The sequence below is a fragment of the Pseudoalteromonas sp. S1608 genome, assembly GCF_005887265.1.
Taxonomy (GTDB): Bacteria; Pseudomonadota; Gammaproteobacteria; order Enterobacterales; family Alteromonadaceae; genus Pseudoalteromonas; species Pseudoalteromonas undina.
Window position 1 is genome coordinate 265,135 of record NZ_PNDK01000002.1, and the last position, 16,312, is coordinate 281,446.

A 16,312-nucleotide genomic window follows, 5' to 3' on the forward strand; every position below is an offset into this window, starting at 1 on the left:
AGTTAATCTTTACTCTTATTCTGCTTGCGCTAAAAACTGCTGCGCCTGAGGTGCAGTAAAAGGCCAAAATAATTGTTGGCCTTGTTGATTTTTTAAAACCGGAATGCTTATTTGATACTCTAAAATTAATGCGTCATCGCTCATAATATCAATAAGTTGTAATTCATCGGTTGATGAAAGTAACGGTTTTAACAGCTGCTCTGCTTGCTCGCACAAGTGGCAGCCGTCGGTGTGATATAAAATCCACTTAGCCATGTTTAATTAACCAGCTATTATGAATTTTTTTATTTCGTTTAAAGTCAGGAGATAAGGTTTTTTCAGAAATATTTTCTGCTTTTAACCCTAACCCCATCAAGCCAACTTCATCCATTACAAAACCGCGTTTATTATTAGAGAATATTAGCGTACCCGATGGGCTCAATATTTTTTTAACCCAAGTTAACAGCTTAATGTGGTCGTTTTGCACATCAAACGCGTCTTTCATTCGTTTAGAATTTGAAAAAGTAGGCGGATCTAAAAAGATCAGGTCATACTGCCCTTGTGCATACTCTAGCCATTTTAAACAATCTGCTTGCTCAAAACGATAACGTGTATTGCTAATATCGTTAAGCGCAAAGTTATCTTGACCCCACTTTAAGTAGGTTTTAGATAAATCAACGGTAGTAATTGCTTTTGCGCCACCAATGGCTGCATGAACTGAGGCGGTTCCTGTGTATGCAAACAGGTTCAAAAAGCGCTTATCTTTTGCGTTTTCTTGAATGTAACGACGTGCAAGGCGATGATCTAAAAATAGCCCCGTGTCTAAGTAGTCAAATAAATTAACTTTAAACTTAGCACCAAACTCTTCTACTACCATGGTTCTATTTTGCTTAGCCATGGGTGTATATTGCTCTTCACCTTTTTGCTTTTTACGTACTTTTACAGCGATGTTTTCAGGTGCAATATCAAGTTGTTGTGCTGTTAAGCTAATAACATCTTGTAAACGCTTCTCAGAGGTTTTTTCATCAATCTCTTTCGGTGCTGCGTATTCAAAAATAACCGCTGAATCACCATAAATATCAACCGCAACGTTGTATTCAGGAATATCTGCATCGTAAACACGATACGCATGGACTTGATTTTGCTTAAGCCAATTTTTTAAACCTTGCTTGTTCTTTTTCAGGCGATTAGCAAATGCCATCGAGCCTTCAAAGTTTAAAGCGGGTTTGTCATCAGAGGTAAGGCTGACTTGCTTGTCATCAAGCTGATACAGGTTTAATTCAACATCAAGGGGGCCATTTTTAAATTTATAGCGTTTTTGCTTCACTAATTTAAGCAATTTAAACAGGCTTTCATCCATGCCCAGTAGAGCGAGTTTCCAATGATTAAAGTGCTTTTTAAAACCAACACCTAAACTACGATGCAAGTTTACAAGTTCAGCCATAGAACCAATACGCTCACCATAAGGTAAGTTAGAAATAACAACACCCGGCAATTTTGCAACGCTCGTCAGTTTTGTCGCATCGCTTTGCTTAAATTTAATCACCGTATCAAGCTCTGCACGCTGCGCATTAGCAATCGCTTTATCAAGTACTTGTGCATCGTAATCATGGCCAATTAACCATAATTTAGGATCAGTAATATTCGCTAAAAGTTGCTCTTTAAGTTCTTTGAATTTTGCCACTCTAAAGCTGGGTAAACGCTCAAACGCGAATCCTTCACGGAATAATCCAGGCGCTTCATTACGTGCCATTCCAGCCGCTTCTATTAAAATAGTGCCGGCACCACAACATGGATCGAATAGTGGTTGATTGACATTTTCGAGCCAGCCACTACGTTTTATTATTGCCGCAGCTAAATGCTCTTTTATGGGTGCTTTGCCTTGACCTTGACGGTAACCACGCTCTGATAAACGCGGCCCTGAGTAATCAATATAAAGTGAAACGCCATGACGATTTAAACGTGCAACCACTCGCACATTGGCATCTTGCTTATCTACATTTGGTCGCTGTTCAAATAAATCGTTAAAGTAATCAACAATCGCATCTTTAATTACTAAACCAGAAAACTGGGTATTTTTAAGTGAATCGTTTGTGCCATTAAAATCAACAGCAAAAGTTTGTGTTGGGCCAAACCATTCTTGCCAAGGTTGTAAGCGTGCAAATTTGTACAAGCTGTCTTTGTCATTTACGCCTTCTTTTTCTTCAATAAGCATAAGTACACGCGTAGCAAAGCGTGTAGATAAACACACTTTTTGCGCTAGCAATGAGTCAGCCTCAAAGCGAACAGAACCCACAGTTTGCTTTGACACCGTAGCGCCAAGTTCTGTAAGTTCATCAACCAATAAATTTTCGATTCCGATAGAAGTAAGTGCGATAAATTGCAAAGTAAAAACCCTTAATAGCTAATTGCGCGGGATTATAACATAGGTTTGCGTACAAATACGCCTTAAACAAGTCTCAAAGACTAAATTAGGCTAAGCTGTTTGGCTATCGTACTGTGAGGTAATTAAGGGGTGAACTCGGTTGTTTAAAACGCGGATAACTTCAAACTGGGCAAGTGATAGATTGTCATCTAGTGCAAAGGTTTCACTTAAATTAATGCACACAGAAGCATCTGGACAATGCTCTATAATTAAAAACTCGCCAGTTTGTGATTCTGAGCTTAAATTAATAACCGCTTCAGTACTAGGTGTACTACCAGTATACGGTTTAAAAAACCAACTTTTTGCCAACACTGGTTTTAATTGAAATTTAACTGCCGTTGCATTGAGCGCTATTTGACATAACTGGGCAGGATTCCATAAATTAAACTGCGCAAGGTAATAATAAACTTGCTCATAAAAGGCTGCATCTTCAAGGCTGAAGTATGGGTTTTCAAAAGCACAATCGGTGAGCTGTCTAAGCTTATAAGGTGTACAAAGTTGCATATCGTCATTTAAATCAAGCAGTAAGCGGTTTTTTTCAGCACACGCTATCCACTGCCATTGCTTTGACGCTTGTAACATTTGCTCCTCCCTACTTAGTACTTAAAAAATAAAATAAGACAATAAGCTTAGAGTATAGCTGCTTTTGACCATTTTTAAAACGTCTTTTTAGAACATTTATCGAACGATCAAAAGCTTACATAACTGATCCTTATAAGTCGTTAATGATCGACTTGACCAATTGCGGTCCTTTGTATATGAAACCGGTATAAACTTGAACTAAATCTGCACCCGCATTAAATTTTTCTTTTGCTGATTTAGCATCATCAATACCACCCACACCAATAATAGGTAACTGATTGTTTGTTAAACGCTTGAGTTCAGAAACAACATGGGTGGAACGCTCCCTAACTGGCGCTCCTGATAAACCGCCTGCCTCATCAGCATACTGCTGACCTTGCACTAAGCTACGCTCTAAGGTGGTATTTGTGGCTATAACACCATCAATTTTATTATTTAACAGTGACTCGCTCACTTGTTCAATTTGAATTGGATCTAGGTCTGGCGCAATTTTCACCAACATAGGCACATGCTTATTATGCTTGGCAATTAAATCAAGCTGTTCGTTTTTCAAGCTTTGTAATAAGTCATCTAATGCTGCGCCATATTGCAGGTCTCGTAAGCCTGGGGTATTGGGTGATGAAATGTTTACAGTGATGTATGATGCATGCTCAAACACTTTACGCATACAGTGAATGTAATCATCTTTGCCCTGCTCATTTGGTGTATCTTTATTTTTACCAATATTGATACCTAAAATACCATCGTATTTAGCTGCTTTAACATTGTTAACTAAATTATCAACACCTTTGTTATTAAAGCCCATACGATTAATAATCGCATTTGACTGCGGCAACCTGAATATCCGCGGCTTATCGTTCCCCGCTTGAGGACGCGGTGTTACTGTACCCACTTCTACAAAGCCAAAACCCATTTGAGCGAATGCCTCAATACACTCCGCATTTTTATCAAGACCTGCAGCAAGCCCTACTGGGTTTTTAAATTCGAGGCCTAAAAAGTTCACTGGTTTATTTGCCACGCTTTGTGACCATGCAGCACTTAATGGCGTGTTAGCAAAGCGACGTAAGTTATTAAGAGCAAAATCATGGGCCCACTCCGCATCACGGGTAAACATAAAACGGCGAGCTAAATCGTAGAACATGAATATAATCCTCTTAAAATTGTAGACAAAAAAATACCTCAGACAAGGCTGAGGTATTATATAACAAAAACTGTTTAACGATTAGTTTTAATCATTAGCAGTTTGTTACTTTGCTGATGTATCACAGTTGTGACCAAGTAACATGAGCTCTCTTAATGCCACTGAGAACTTAGCAAAATCGTGACTTTGCGATGTTTTAAACTCTGTCAACATTTGCTTCCAACGTTGAAGTAACAGATCTTGACTATCCATCCATTGTTCAATTTGACCATCTACATCACTGCTTTCACCTTCAAAGCTGTTTAATACCACTTCTGACAAGGTGCGTTGCTGCCAATCTAACTCTTCACGATATGATGCACGCGCTAATGCCTGCCAATGGTTAGAAACCGGTTGATTAGTGATTTGATCTAAGAACCAATGTAGTCCCATTTGCGCACCTAATTTAAAGTAAGTGTGCGACACCATATCGATTTTACGATTAGAGTTTTGAGCAATTTGCGTTAAATCCATTACCGAGAACAAGCTTGATAACGACACAATGCGCTGTGCGATATCTGTAGGTACACCGCTTTGTGTTAATTCTTCACGGGCACTTACAATACGATCGCTTTCTGTTTTAACGATGTATTTAGTTAAGTTTTCACTTAAATCGGCAAATGTTGGTGAGAAAATTTCAATCGCTTGCTCAATTGATTGTGCTTTGGTGCGATGACGAAGGAACCAACGTGTAGCGCGACGAACTGTACGACGTAACTGGTATAACATTTCTGTTTGTACGTTCGATGGTATTTTATTATCTAAATCACTAATAGATAACCATGTTTCACGCATTTGGAAAATTTCACTTGCGATTGAATAACACAATGCAATTTCAGCTTCGTTTGCACCGGTTTCTTCATTCATTCGCACCATAAAGTTTAAGCCCATATCATTAACAATATTATTTGCTAACTTAGTGGCAATAATCTCTTTGCGTAGTGGATGATTATCCATAGCATCATTAAACTTCTCACGTAATGGGCGCGGGAATGATTTAACTAATAACTGACGGTAATATGGATTCTCAGTAATTTCATCCGTTACCAAAGACTCTTTTAGCACCATTTTCGCGTAAGAAACTAATACAGATAGCTCAGGGCGAGTTAAATCTTTACCTGCAGCGGCGCGCTCTGCCAACTCTTCATCGGTAGGAATAAACTCAATTGCACGGTCTAGCTTACCGTCTTTTTCAAGTGCATGAATAAAGCGAATTTTTTCTTTAAGCGTTGAGGTCCCTTTAGATTGAGTGATCGACAAAGTGTGCGTTTGACGATAACAATCTTTAAGTACTAATTCAGACACTTCATCGGTCATTGAGTAAAGTAACTCATCACGTTGCTTACGCGTTAAGTCGCCTTCAGCAACTAAACCATTAAGTAAAATTTTAATATTTACTTCGTTATCTGAACACGCAACACCACCTACGTTATCGATGAAGTCAGTATTTACACGACCGCCTTGAGCTGCAAATTCAATACGACCTAATTGAGTTGCACCTAAGTTACCGCCTTCGCCAAATATTTTAGCACCAAGATCTTTACCATTAATGCGCAGCGCATCGTTAGCACGATCTCCAACATCAGCATCGGTTTCTTTAGAATGCTTAATGTAAGTCCCTATACCACCATTCCACAATAAATCATGGTCCATCATTAATGATGCTTTGATCAATTCATTCGGCGTCATGCTGGCTTTTTTAGTGCCTAACATCTTTTTCATTTCAGGCGTAAGCGTAATCGACTTAGCAGCACGCGAGAAAATACCACCACCGCTTGAAATTAGCTCTTTATTGTAATCTTCCCATGATGAACGTGGTAAATTAAATAAACGTTCGCGCTCTGGATAAGAAGCTGCTGCATCTGGGTTTGGATCAACAAAGATATGTAAGTGATTAAACGCCACTTGCAAGCGAATGTGCTTTGATAACAGCATACCGTTACCAAATACGTCACCGGCCATGTCCCCGATAGCTACTGCTGTAAAGTCTGTGGTTTGACAGTTAATATCCATTTCACGGAAATGACGTTTTACAGACTCCCATGCACCACGAGCCGTAATACCCATCTTCTTATGGTCATAACCTACTGAACCACCTGATGCAAACGCATCACCTAGCCAGAAGTTATATTCGTTTGCGATACCATTGGCAATGTCAGAGAATGTCGCTGTGCCTTTATCCGCTGCTACTACTAGGTACGCATCGTCTTCATCATGGCGTGTAACATCAACAGCAGGTACAATTTCACCACGGTCAATATTGTCTGTGATATCTAATAAACCACGAATGAAGATTTTATAACATTCTTGGCCTTCTTTAATAAACGCTTCACGTTCACTAGGTAGTTGTTTACATACAAATCCACCTTTTGAACCTACCGGTACAATCACGGTATTTTTAACTTGTTGCGCTTTTACTAAGCCAAGTACTTCTGTACGGAAATCTTCACGACGATCTGACCAACGCAATCCACCACGGGCAACTTTACCAAAGCGTAAATGCACACCTTCAACACGTGGAGAATAAACAAATATCTCAAACGCTGGTACAGGTAGTGGGACTTCTGGAATTAAACTTGGCTGAATTTTAAGTGAGATGTAAGACTTAAATTTGCCTTCAGCATCTTTTTGGAAGTAGTTAGTACGTAATGTAGCAACAATCATATCAACGTATAAACGGATAATACGATCATCATCAAGGTTCGCTACGTTTTCTAGCTCTGCATAAATTTCTAAGCCTAGTTTTTCAAGTGTTTTAGCACTTGCAGGGCTTTTTACTGAGAACTTTTTAGAGAATAAGTTAACAATTTTAGCGGCAATATGCGGGTAATTTGCAAAGGTACTTTCAATATACGTTTGCGAGAAAGTAACCCCTATTTGGCGCATGTATTTTGCGTATGCACGTAAAATTGATGATTCACGACCCGTTAAACCACCCATTAACACTAGACGGTTAAAGCCATCGTTTTCTAAACGGTTTGCCCATACACTGGTTAATGCAGCGCGAAAACGTGCAGAGATCTTATCAAAATCAGCCATCCCTTTGCTGTCAATTAGCATAGAGAAATCCATGACCCAATTTACGCCACCATCACTAGTTTTAACCGAGTATGGTGTTTCACCTACAACACGTAGACCAAAGTTTTCAAGCATTGGCATAACATCAGATAAATGAATTGGCTCATCTTTATGGAATAAGCTTAAACGCACAATATTGCTGCTTGCTTCTTCTTGTGGACGATAGAACAACATTTCTAACTTGTTCTCATCGCTTAGCATTTCTAGCTTTTCAATATCGACCACTGCAGCGCTAGGTAATACTTCTTCTTTGTATGAGCGTGCAAAGGCATTGCAATATTTACGGTTTAATTCATTACCACGGGCCTCACCAGCAGATTCAAGTAAGGCTGATTGTAATTTATCTTCCCATGTACGAGCGGCTTCTATTAGGTTGTTTTCTATGTCTTTCACGTTATATTCAATATTGTTGTCGGTCACACGAACAGTGTAATGGGTACGCGCCAGTGTAGACTCAGAGAAATAGGTAGTAAATTCGACTTTAACGTCAGAATTAAATGCGTTAGCTAAAATAGCTTGCGTTTCGCGGCGAAGCGCTGTGTTATAACGCTCACGTGGTACATAAACCATGCATGATAAAAAACGGCCATATGCATCTTTACGAACGAATAAACGACACATGTCGCGTTCTTGTATTTGCAATACGCCCATGGCAACTTCTAGTAACTCATTCTCACGAGCTTGTACCAGTTCGTCACGTGGGTAGGTTTCTAATATATTTAATACGGCTTTGTATGCATGTGTCCCTTTAGCGAAGTCACACATATCCATAATACGATTAATTTTACTTTTAAGAACCGGTACATCAGCAGCGCTATTGTTGTAAAAGTTTGATGAAAACAAACCGATAAAACGATCTTCACCAATAACATTGCCTTTGTCATCAAAACGTTTTACACCCACATAATCTATGTAAGCTGGGCGATGAACGCGAGACAATGAATTAGTTTTAGTTAAAATTAATAGGTTACTACTGCGTGCTTCTTGGCGTGCCACTTCAGGTAACTCAGAAAGCAAACGTGTATGCTCAGCATCAGAGTTTTTCATTAACCCTAAGCTGGTATCCATTTTACCTTTTAATTGATAGTCTCCCTGAACTGGTGAAAGTTCATATTGGCGGTAACCCATTAATGTAAAGTTGTCTTTTACTAGCCAATCTAAAAACTCAACGGTTTCATTTATTTCGTTGTCATTTTTATCTTTATGGCTTTTTGGCAAGCTTTTGCTTACCGCGATTAATTTTTCGCGAATAGGCTGCCAATCTTCAACCGCAACCGATACATCAACGAGTACTGATTCAAGCTCTTTTTTGAAAGACTCAATAACAGTTGCATCTGTTTGACGGTCAATTTCTATAAAGAATACAGTTTTTGTTGATGTTGATTCTTGCTCTGCTTTTAAGCTTGATAACCCAGATATTTTTTCGTTTTTATCACGTTGAATTTTCAGTGGACTATGAAGAAGTAAGTGAGAGGCGATGTTTTCTCGTGTCATGGCCATACGTACAGAGTCAACTAAAAACGGCATGTCTTTAGCAATGATCTCTACAATGGTATGTGATGACTGCCAGCCATCTTTTGCCACTTCAGGGTTGAAAACGCGAATAACTGCGTCATCTGATGTATTTTTTTCTAGCGAATTCCAAAGGCTGAGTGCAGCACCATATAAGTCACTGTCGTTGCGATTTGCCAAATCCTCTTTAGACATATTGCTGTACAAGGCTTTGGCGAATTTCTCAACGAGTAACACATTATCAGCGCGAACTTTTTTCTGGATAAGCTTACAGACGTTATCTAAAATAACCGAGGCTTGGCCTTCATTTCGTGTCATTGTATGTTCCTTAATCTATCACTGCTAGTTTAGCAGAATATTTGTACAGCCATTTATTAGCGTGGAGTCAGTTAAATTCTAACCCTTTTAAAACTAATAAACAGCCTTTTCGATGAAAACATTTTAAGCATTTCAGCTATTTGGTCATCTATTCACAAAATATAGATATAAATGGCCATTACTGGCCATTTTGGAGCAAATTTATTCACCTTATTTTTTCTGGTCAGTCCAGAGCAAGCTACCAATTGCAGGTAAAAGTAATACAGCACCCAACATATTTACTAAAAACATGAAGGTAAGCAGAATTCCCATATCAACTTGAAACTTCAAATCAGAAAAAATCCACGTACTAACACCAATTGCTAACGTAATACCAGTAAATAACACCGCACTACCACGTTCAACTAATGCATTACGATAAGCAATACTCAATGGCACGTTTTGTTTTAACTGCCCCATCATCGATGACAAAATATAAATACCGTAATCAACACCAATACCTACGCCCAAAGCAATTACTGGTAAGGTTGAAACAGTTAGACCAATCTCAAGCTGAACCATAAGTGCTTGCGCAAGAGTTGAGACTATGTACAAGGGTAATACCACTGCAATAGTCGCTTTTACACTCTTAAAGCTAAGTAAGCATAAAATAATGACCGCACCATAAACATAGAGCATCATAGGGATTTGCGCAGCTGAAACAGACTCATTCGTTGCAGCCATCACACCTACTGGACCTGATGCCAATTTGAAAGCAAGCTTGTCTGTGCCCTCTTCAACAGCAAATTGTTTTACCTTTTCAATCACGTTATCAATAGTTTGTGCTTTGTGATCATCTAAAAATATAATCACGGGCATTACTGAACAATCACCGTTTAATAACCCTGTGCTGGTTTCAACGCGAGAGGTTGACTGCACTAAACTGGCAGAATTGCGCGGCAAACTTTGCCACTTTAAATTACCCTCGTTATAACCGGCATTAACTGATTGTGCCACTGAGCTTAGGCTGACCGCTGATTGTACACCAGCTAAATTTTCAACCTTATACTGAAAGCGCGATATACGCTCCATGACGTCATGCTCGGTACACGCAGCAGGATATGCTTCCACAATGACTTTTAAAATATCCGAAGAAATAGTGTATTTGTCCGATATTAAGAAAGTATCTTGGTTGTAACGTGCATCTTGGTGCAATGATGGTGCCCCAGCATGTAAATCACCAATACGCATTTTGTCTGCTTGCCAATAGCCCAGTGCAAATAAAACCAGAGTGAAACCAATAATGATTTTTGCTGTTTTTGGGTCGGTTGCTTTAACCAACAAATCGCGCATTGCATCGAGTATGTTCGGTTTATTAGCATCACCTGATTGAATATGGATGCTGTTTTCAAAGCGCATATACGACGCCCACACTGGCAACAAAATCAGATTAGTAAATATAATCACTGCCACACCTAAACTCGCAGTAATAGCAAGTTCACGAATAATACCGATATCAATGGTTAATAGGGTTAAAAAGCCAACCGTATCCGATAACAACGCAATCCCGCCAGGCACAAGTAAAGCCCTAAAGCTTGATTGGCAACATATTGCTGTAGACTTACCTTCAGCAACCTTTTTACCAATGGCATTAATCATCTGCACACCGTGGCTTACGCCAATAGCGAAGACTAAAAATGGCACTAAGATAGACATAGGATCAAGACCGAAGCCTAAGCTAGAAAGCAATCCTAACTGCCAAATTACCGCAATAATTGAACACACAATCGGTAAAATAGTGAGTTTTAAGCTGCCACAAAATAGCCATACCATGACAAAAGTAAACGCAATTGCAATGGCAAAAAATAATACAACCCCTTTTGCGCCCTCGGCTATATCGCCGGCCATTTTTGCAAAACCAATAATATGAATACTGATCTTTTCGGTACTTAGAGGCTCACGAATTTCGCTTTCTAATTTTTTTGCAAAAGCGAGAGTGTCTAATTTTTCTTGTGTTTGCGGATCAGTCTCCAACAGTTGGGCGGTGACCATGGCACACGAATAATCGCTTGCTATCATACGACCCACTACTTTGGCCTTTTCAATGTTCTCTTTAACAATTCCTAAGCCTTGCTTATCGGCTTTAAAGTTGGCTGGTATAATAGGCCCGCCAGCAAAGCCGTCTTCAACGACTTCAACAAAGCGCGCACTAGGTGAAAATATTGAATTTACTAAAGGACGATTTACTCCTGGAATAAAGTAAAGTTGGTCATGCACAGCTTTTAATTGAGTAAAAAATTCAGGGTTAAAAATATCACCACTGTCATCACATACTGAAATTAAAATACTATTAGCGCCGCCAAACTGTTTTTCATGTTTGGTGTACACCTTCATATAATCATGGTTAAGCGGAATATTTTTATTAAATGACGCATCAAGCTGAATCTGCGTTGCTTTAAAAACCAATAAACAGGTGATCAACACAAAACTTATGAGCACCACTAAGCGGTGTCTAAAAATCGCTTTTTCTAAAAAATCTAAAATTGCTTGCATTAAGGGGTCAACTCCTTCACTTTAATGCCGTTTTCTGTTGCCATGATCAGTTTATCTTTAACAATCACGCCATCAAGAATCGCTTTACCATCAGCCAACTGCTCGTACGACAACACATCATCTTTAAGGTGAAAAATAACACCGCTATTAGCCAATAATAGCCATTGTTTATTGTGATAATTAATGATGCTATTTACAGTAGCTGTTTTATCATTGTCTAAGTGCTGCCAGTGCTGACTGTCGGTTTTATTTAGGAAAATATTACCACGTAACCCCGCAACAATTTGTTGCGATGAATCTGAAGCAAATCCAAAAAATGAACCAGGGTAAATTTCATCTAAACGTTGCCATGTTTGGCCATCGTCATCACTTTTTGCCATTAAGCCCATCTCACCGACCAGCATTAAACCAGAACTAGTCGGTTCAATGCGATTAAAGTGAGGTAATATAGACGAGGTTTCTATTTCGTAACCCTCAGGATCGGTTTGTTTTAAGTCATTTAAATAATCTCTATCTTCACTAAATAACAGCGAATCTAAAAAGCGTTTTTGCCAATGTTTTCCGCCATCACTTGTTTGATAAAACATACCGTAAGCGCCAACCGCATAGCCATTTAAGTCATCTTTAAAATAAATATCTAAACAGGGTTTATCTAAACTTGGTTTTGCTTGTTGTAACTGCCAGTTTTCGCCACCATCGGTGGTATTAATAATTGTGGCGTCATGTCCACATGCCCAGCCATTAAAATCATTAGTAAATTCAACCGCTGTTAATAATACTTGTGTAGGTACCAATTTCGCTTGTTGCCAATCGCTACCATCAATACTTTTAATGACCGTCCCATGTTTACCTACAGCAATAAGCCCTGCTGAAGTTTGGGTAATATCGGTAAGGAGTGTTTTATCTGCATTAATTGCGCTAATCGCACTTTGAGGTGCGTCTTGTGCAAAACTCGCACCGCTTAGGATCAGGCTGGCATAGACCAAATACTTCATAAATTAAATTCGCCTTGAACTGAGGATTTGTTTGTCTGTTATAAAGAGGAAAACCTGTGCGTTAATAGACAAACGCGATGTGAAAGAAAAAAGGCACCTAGGAAACTAGGTGCCTGCTTTTATACTATCTGCCAGCGCGACGTAAAGCACTCGATGTAAACTCATTGTCATTAAATGACTGAGAAAAGTCATACATCTTTTCTTGGTTATCTAGACCAATGGCTAAGTAGCGACGTGAATTAAGATCGTGGTATACCTCAAGCGTACTCCACTGTGTCGGTACTTCATAGTAGTTAAGACCATAAGCCATTGCTACACGATAAAGTTGGTCACGATTATCGTAAATATCGGTAACATGAACTTGCCAACTGTCTTCGTCAATGTAGAAAACACGTTTTTTGTAAATATGACGGGTGTCATCTTTTAAGTTTGCTTCAACAACCCATACGCGGTGTTTTTCGTAACGAGTATGCTCAGGGTTGATATGACCAGGCTTTAAAATATCATCATAAGTTAGCTTGTCGCTGTGAAGCTTGTAGCTATTATATGGGATGTAAAGCTCTTGCTTACCTTTTAGCGTCCAGTTATAACGATTTGGCGAGCCGTTGAACATATCAAAATCATCAGTTGTACGTAAGCTATCTGCTGCTGTACCCGGTGCATCGTATGCTACATTAGGTGCACGACGCACACGGCGCTGACCTGAATTGTACGTCCACGCTTGGCGCGGCGTTAAAATTTGATCCATAGTTTCATGCACCAATAACGCGGTCCCTGCCAAACGGGCTGGCTCTGTCACTTGCTGTTTAAACTTAAACAAAATATTAGAATCTTGTAATTCAGCCGGAGTAGCACTTGGATCTGAATACTTAACTAATAACTGCTCATCAAAACCAACATAGTTATATGAACCCGATGCCGTCGGTGCTGCCTGACCACCAAAACGCTCAATAGACTGACCACGGTAACGAAGTAAATGGTTCCAAATTGCTTCTAAACCCGTTTTAGGGATTGGAAATGGAATACCAATAGCTGTACTTTTAATACCATTTCCGCCTTCAACTAATTCAGCAGACGTTGCAAATTTTTTGGTTGCATCGTACACAAATTGTGGAAAAGACGCAGAACGACGGGTTTCATACACTGGCATTTTAAACGTATCTGGGTACGCTTCAAATAACGCGATTTGTCCTGGGCTTAAGTTTTCTTTGTATTTATCAATATTACTTTTATCAATAGTGAATAATACTTTATCGGTTGCATAAGGGTCTAAGTGGTGCATACCCGGTTCATAACCTGCTGGAGCAGCAGTAATACCGCCATTCCATGCTGGGATTGAGCCATCAGCATTCGCTGCTTTTTCCGCACCAATTGGGCTTAAGTCTTTACCAAGGCGCGCAGCTTCTTCTGGGCTAATTTTAGCCAGCGCTGCGTGGCTTGCAAACAAACTACAAAACGCTGTAGCAATGAGGGTAGGTTTTTTAATCATAATAATGTTACCCCTAGATAGAATATTTTAAGTTAAAAGAAACGTAATCTCGGTCAGAGAAAGTGTTGGTGTCGCCACCACCCCAAAATGAGTTGTAACTTACATCCAAAGACCATGCATTTTGGTAATTAAAGCTCATGGTAGCACCTAGCGACTTACGATCTTCAATGAATAAGAACATTGGATCCGGCGTATTACCATTTACATCATGCGAAAATACAAAACGTGGTGAAAAGTTAATACCGTTGTAAAGGTTAAAGTAGTCACCTTTAGCAATTAGGCGATAGCCCCACGATGAAGCCGTAGCAAACGATTTTTGCTCAGGGCCATTTGATAACGCCATGTGTAATGCAGAGTAATCTGAACTACCAGGGCCTTGCATAATACCGCTTCGACCAGTACCAGACACATTCAAGCGCATTTCATCGTATTCAGGCATATTGTTGATACGAACACCACCAATTTCACCCACCACAGCCCAACTATCAGCACCTAATGACGGGCCAAATAAATGCGTTGCCGTAAACTGTAATTGTGATGTATTGCGCTCAATATAACCTTTGGCTAATTCACCAGGGCCGACAACACTTGCAGCATCGCCCTTACTCATTTGCGAAATACCTGCAAACTCAGGACGTAAACCCGCAATAGCTAATTGTTCAGGCATTGCTGCATAAAGTAATTCTACGTCATCGATTTGTAGCGGTTCGTCTTCACGAAAAGTAAACTCACCAGCAAACGCTGTTTCACCAAGTGAAGTGTTAAAGCTTAAACCGTAAAGTTTAATATCTTCAGGGTACTCGTTAGTTGCTTTAGCAAATGCTTTTAAATCAGATACGTTATCAGAGGTAATTTCTGTGGTAGCAATCATCGCTAAATCTTGTTGTATTGATGCTTGCGTGAAGTTAGATACGCGACCTGAAATAAGTGGACGACGGCTATGGTAATTTACATGGTAAAGTGCCACTTCTGTATCGTTCCACTCGGGTAAGAACATGCCTAAGCGTAAACCATATTGGCCGCCATCATCTGGCTCTGTTTTGCCATCGTAGCCTTTGCCTTTTAGCGCGACCTTGGTCGGGTACGCTAAGTACATATTTGCCAATAGCTCTTGGCCAGCTGAGCTTGATGGGTCAATACCTTGGCTCGCAGCCACTTGGCCATAAGTTGCCATTAGATTGTTTAAACTATTGGTTAAAAATGCTAAATCAATATCAGGATTTGAGGTAAAACCTAGCTGAACGTTTTGTTGATAACCATTTTCTGCAGCAAAATCATTGGTAGAAAAATAAGTCCCTGCTGCTGGTAGGCGAGTTTCATGCCATTGATACTGATAAAAACCTTCTAAGGTGATGTTTTCAGTAAGCCCTAGCGATGCCCATAACATACCAACTGGAATAAACGCTTCTTTTAGTTCAGCCCCTGGAGCTTTCAAACGGTCAATATCAACCGGGTTTACGTTAATACCATGAGAAATTAACGTACTTTCACCCCAGTTTACTACTTGTTGACCCAAGCGAATTGACAGTGGATTATAACCATCGTTTAAATCAAAGTTTGCCCATACGTAGGCATCAAGTAACCGAAGGTCTGCACAACTTTGCTCTTTAGTATCATCGTCATCACAAGGATCTACACCTTGCCCTGATGTTGGATTCACATAAGCACGATCGCCGTCCATTAATTCAAAATCATAAAAATACATAAAACGGGTAAATAAGCCGTAGTTATCTTTACTTATTGAAAGGTCATGCGTGCCCTTTAATAGTTTGGAGAAAGACTCGCCGCTATTAAAGTTTAAATCACCGGCATCACCATTGTTCGAGTAAGAGCCCGGTTGAGCCCAAACATCTTGGGATGAATAAATCGGATTGACACCTGGGTTATAGCCAGTCCAATCGAAAGATGGGTTATTACTTTTACCTATGATGTTAAAGTCGCGGTCTTCAACACGAATACTTTGGCCATAAGAAAAAGTAGAATCGAAGGCGATATCAAAACCACCTACCTCAAATGTTGCAGCCTGTGTCTGTGCTGCAGATAAACCGATAGCCGCAGCTGTTAAGCCGAGTACTATTTTATTTTTAACAAAAAGCGATCTTCTTATCATTTTGGTTCCCCCCTGTCGCGGGTATTTTTTGTGTGATCAAGTTATTGTTTTTAGTGTAATCGTAACGATAGAAGCGAATTAAACAAATTACAAATGGTCGCCTTCAATCAGT

At 39.6% G+C, this 16,312-nt stretch carries 9 protein-coding genes; all 9 read right to left on the bottom strand.

Going from position 1 to position 16,312, the window contains the following annotated elements; genetic code table 11:
* Positions 1 to 15: 15 nt before the first annotated feature.
* The 9 genes from CWB75_RS01525 to CWB75_RS01565 all read right to left on the bottom strand — a co-directional run bounded on the left by CWB75_RS01525 (position 16) and on the right by CWB75_RS01565 (position 16,200).
* The gene (locus tag CWB75_RS01525) at positions 16 to 255 is read right to left on the bottom strand and encodes a glutaredoxin family protein (protein ID WP_008112065.1); all 240 of its coding nucleotides are present in this window, start codon (positions 253 to 255) and stop codon (positions 16 to 18) included.
* Complete coding sequence (rlmKL, locus tag CWB75_RS01530) at positions 248 to 2,365, bottom strand: bifunctional 23S rRNA (guanine(2069)-N(7))-methyltransferase RlmK/23S rRNA (guanine(2445)-N(2))-methyltransferase RlmL (protein WP_010390144.1); 2,118 nt, start codon at positions 2,363 to 2,365, stop codon at positions 248 to 250. Before rlmKL ends, CWB75_RS01525 begins: the two co-directional genes overlap by 8 nt.
* A 90-nt stretch (positions 2,366 to 2,455) precedes the next feature.
* Complete coding sequence (locus tag CWB75_RS01535; protein WP_054201007.1) at positions 2,456 to 2,986, bottom strand: cell division protein ZapC; 531 nt, start codon at positions 2,984 to 2,986, stop codon at positions 2,456 to 2,458.
* Positions 2,987 to 3,116: 130 nt separating this feature from the next.
* On the bottom strand, positions 3,117 to 4,127 hold the full coding sequence (gene pyrD, locus CWB75_RS01540; protein WP_010390146.1) for a quinone-dependent dihydroorotate dehydrogenase: 1,011 nt from the start codon (positions 4,125 to 4,127) through the stop codon (positions 3,117 to 3,119).
* Between the two features lie 105 nt (positions 4,128 to 4,232).
* Complete coding sequence (locus CWB75_RS01545; protein WP_138569707.1) at positions 4,233 to 9,074, bottom strand: NAD-glutamate dehydrogenase; 4,842 nt, start codon at positions 9,072 to 9,074, stop codon at positions 4,233 to 4,235.
* A gap of 210 nt (positions 9,075 to 9,284) precedes the next feature.
* A complete protein-coding gene (locus CWB75_RS01550; RefSeq protein ID WP_138569708.1) occupies positions 9,285 to 11,606 on the bottom strand; it encodes an efflux RND transporter permease subunit in 2,322 nt (773 codons plus the stop codon).
* A complete protein-coding gene (locus CWB75_RS01555; protein ID WP_138569709.1) occupies positions 11,606 to 12,601 on the bottom strand; it encodes a WD40/YVTN/BNR-like repeat-containing protein in 996 nt (331 codons plus the stop codon). The genes CWB75_RS01550 and CWB75_RS01555 overlap by 1 nt, the downstream gene beginning before the upstream one ends.
* Before the next feature lie 124 nt (positions 12,602 to 12,725).
* A complete protein-coding gene (locus CWB75_RS01560) occupies positions 12,726 to 14,090 on the bottom strand; it encodes a DUF1329 domain-containing protein (protein ID WP_010390152.1) in 1,365 nt (454 codons plus the stop codon).
* A 13-nt stretch (positions 14,091 to 14,103) separates the two neighbouring features.
* Positions 14,104 to 16,200, bottom strand: coding sequence for a DUF1302 domain-containing protein (locus CWB75_RS01565; RefSeq protein WP_054201010.1), 2,097 nt, complete (start codon positions 16,198 to 16,200; stop codon positions 14,104 to 14,106).
* Positions 16,201 to 16,312 lie beyond the last annotated feature (112 nt).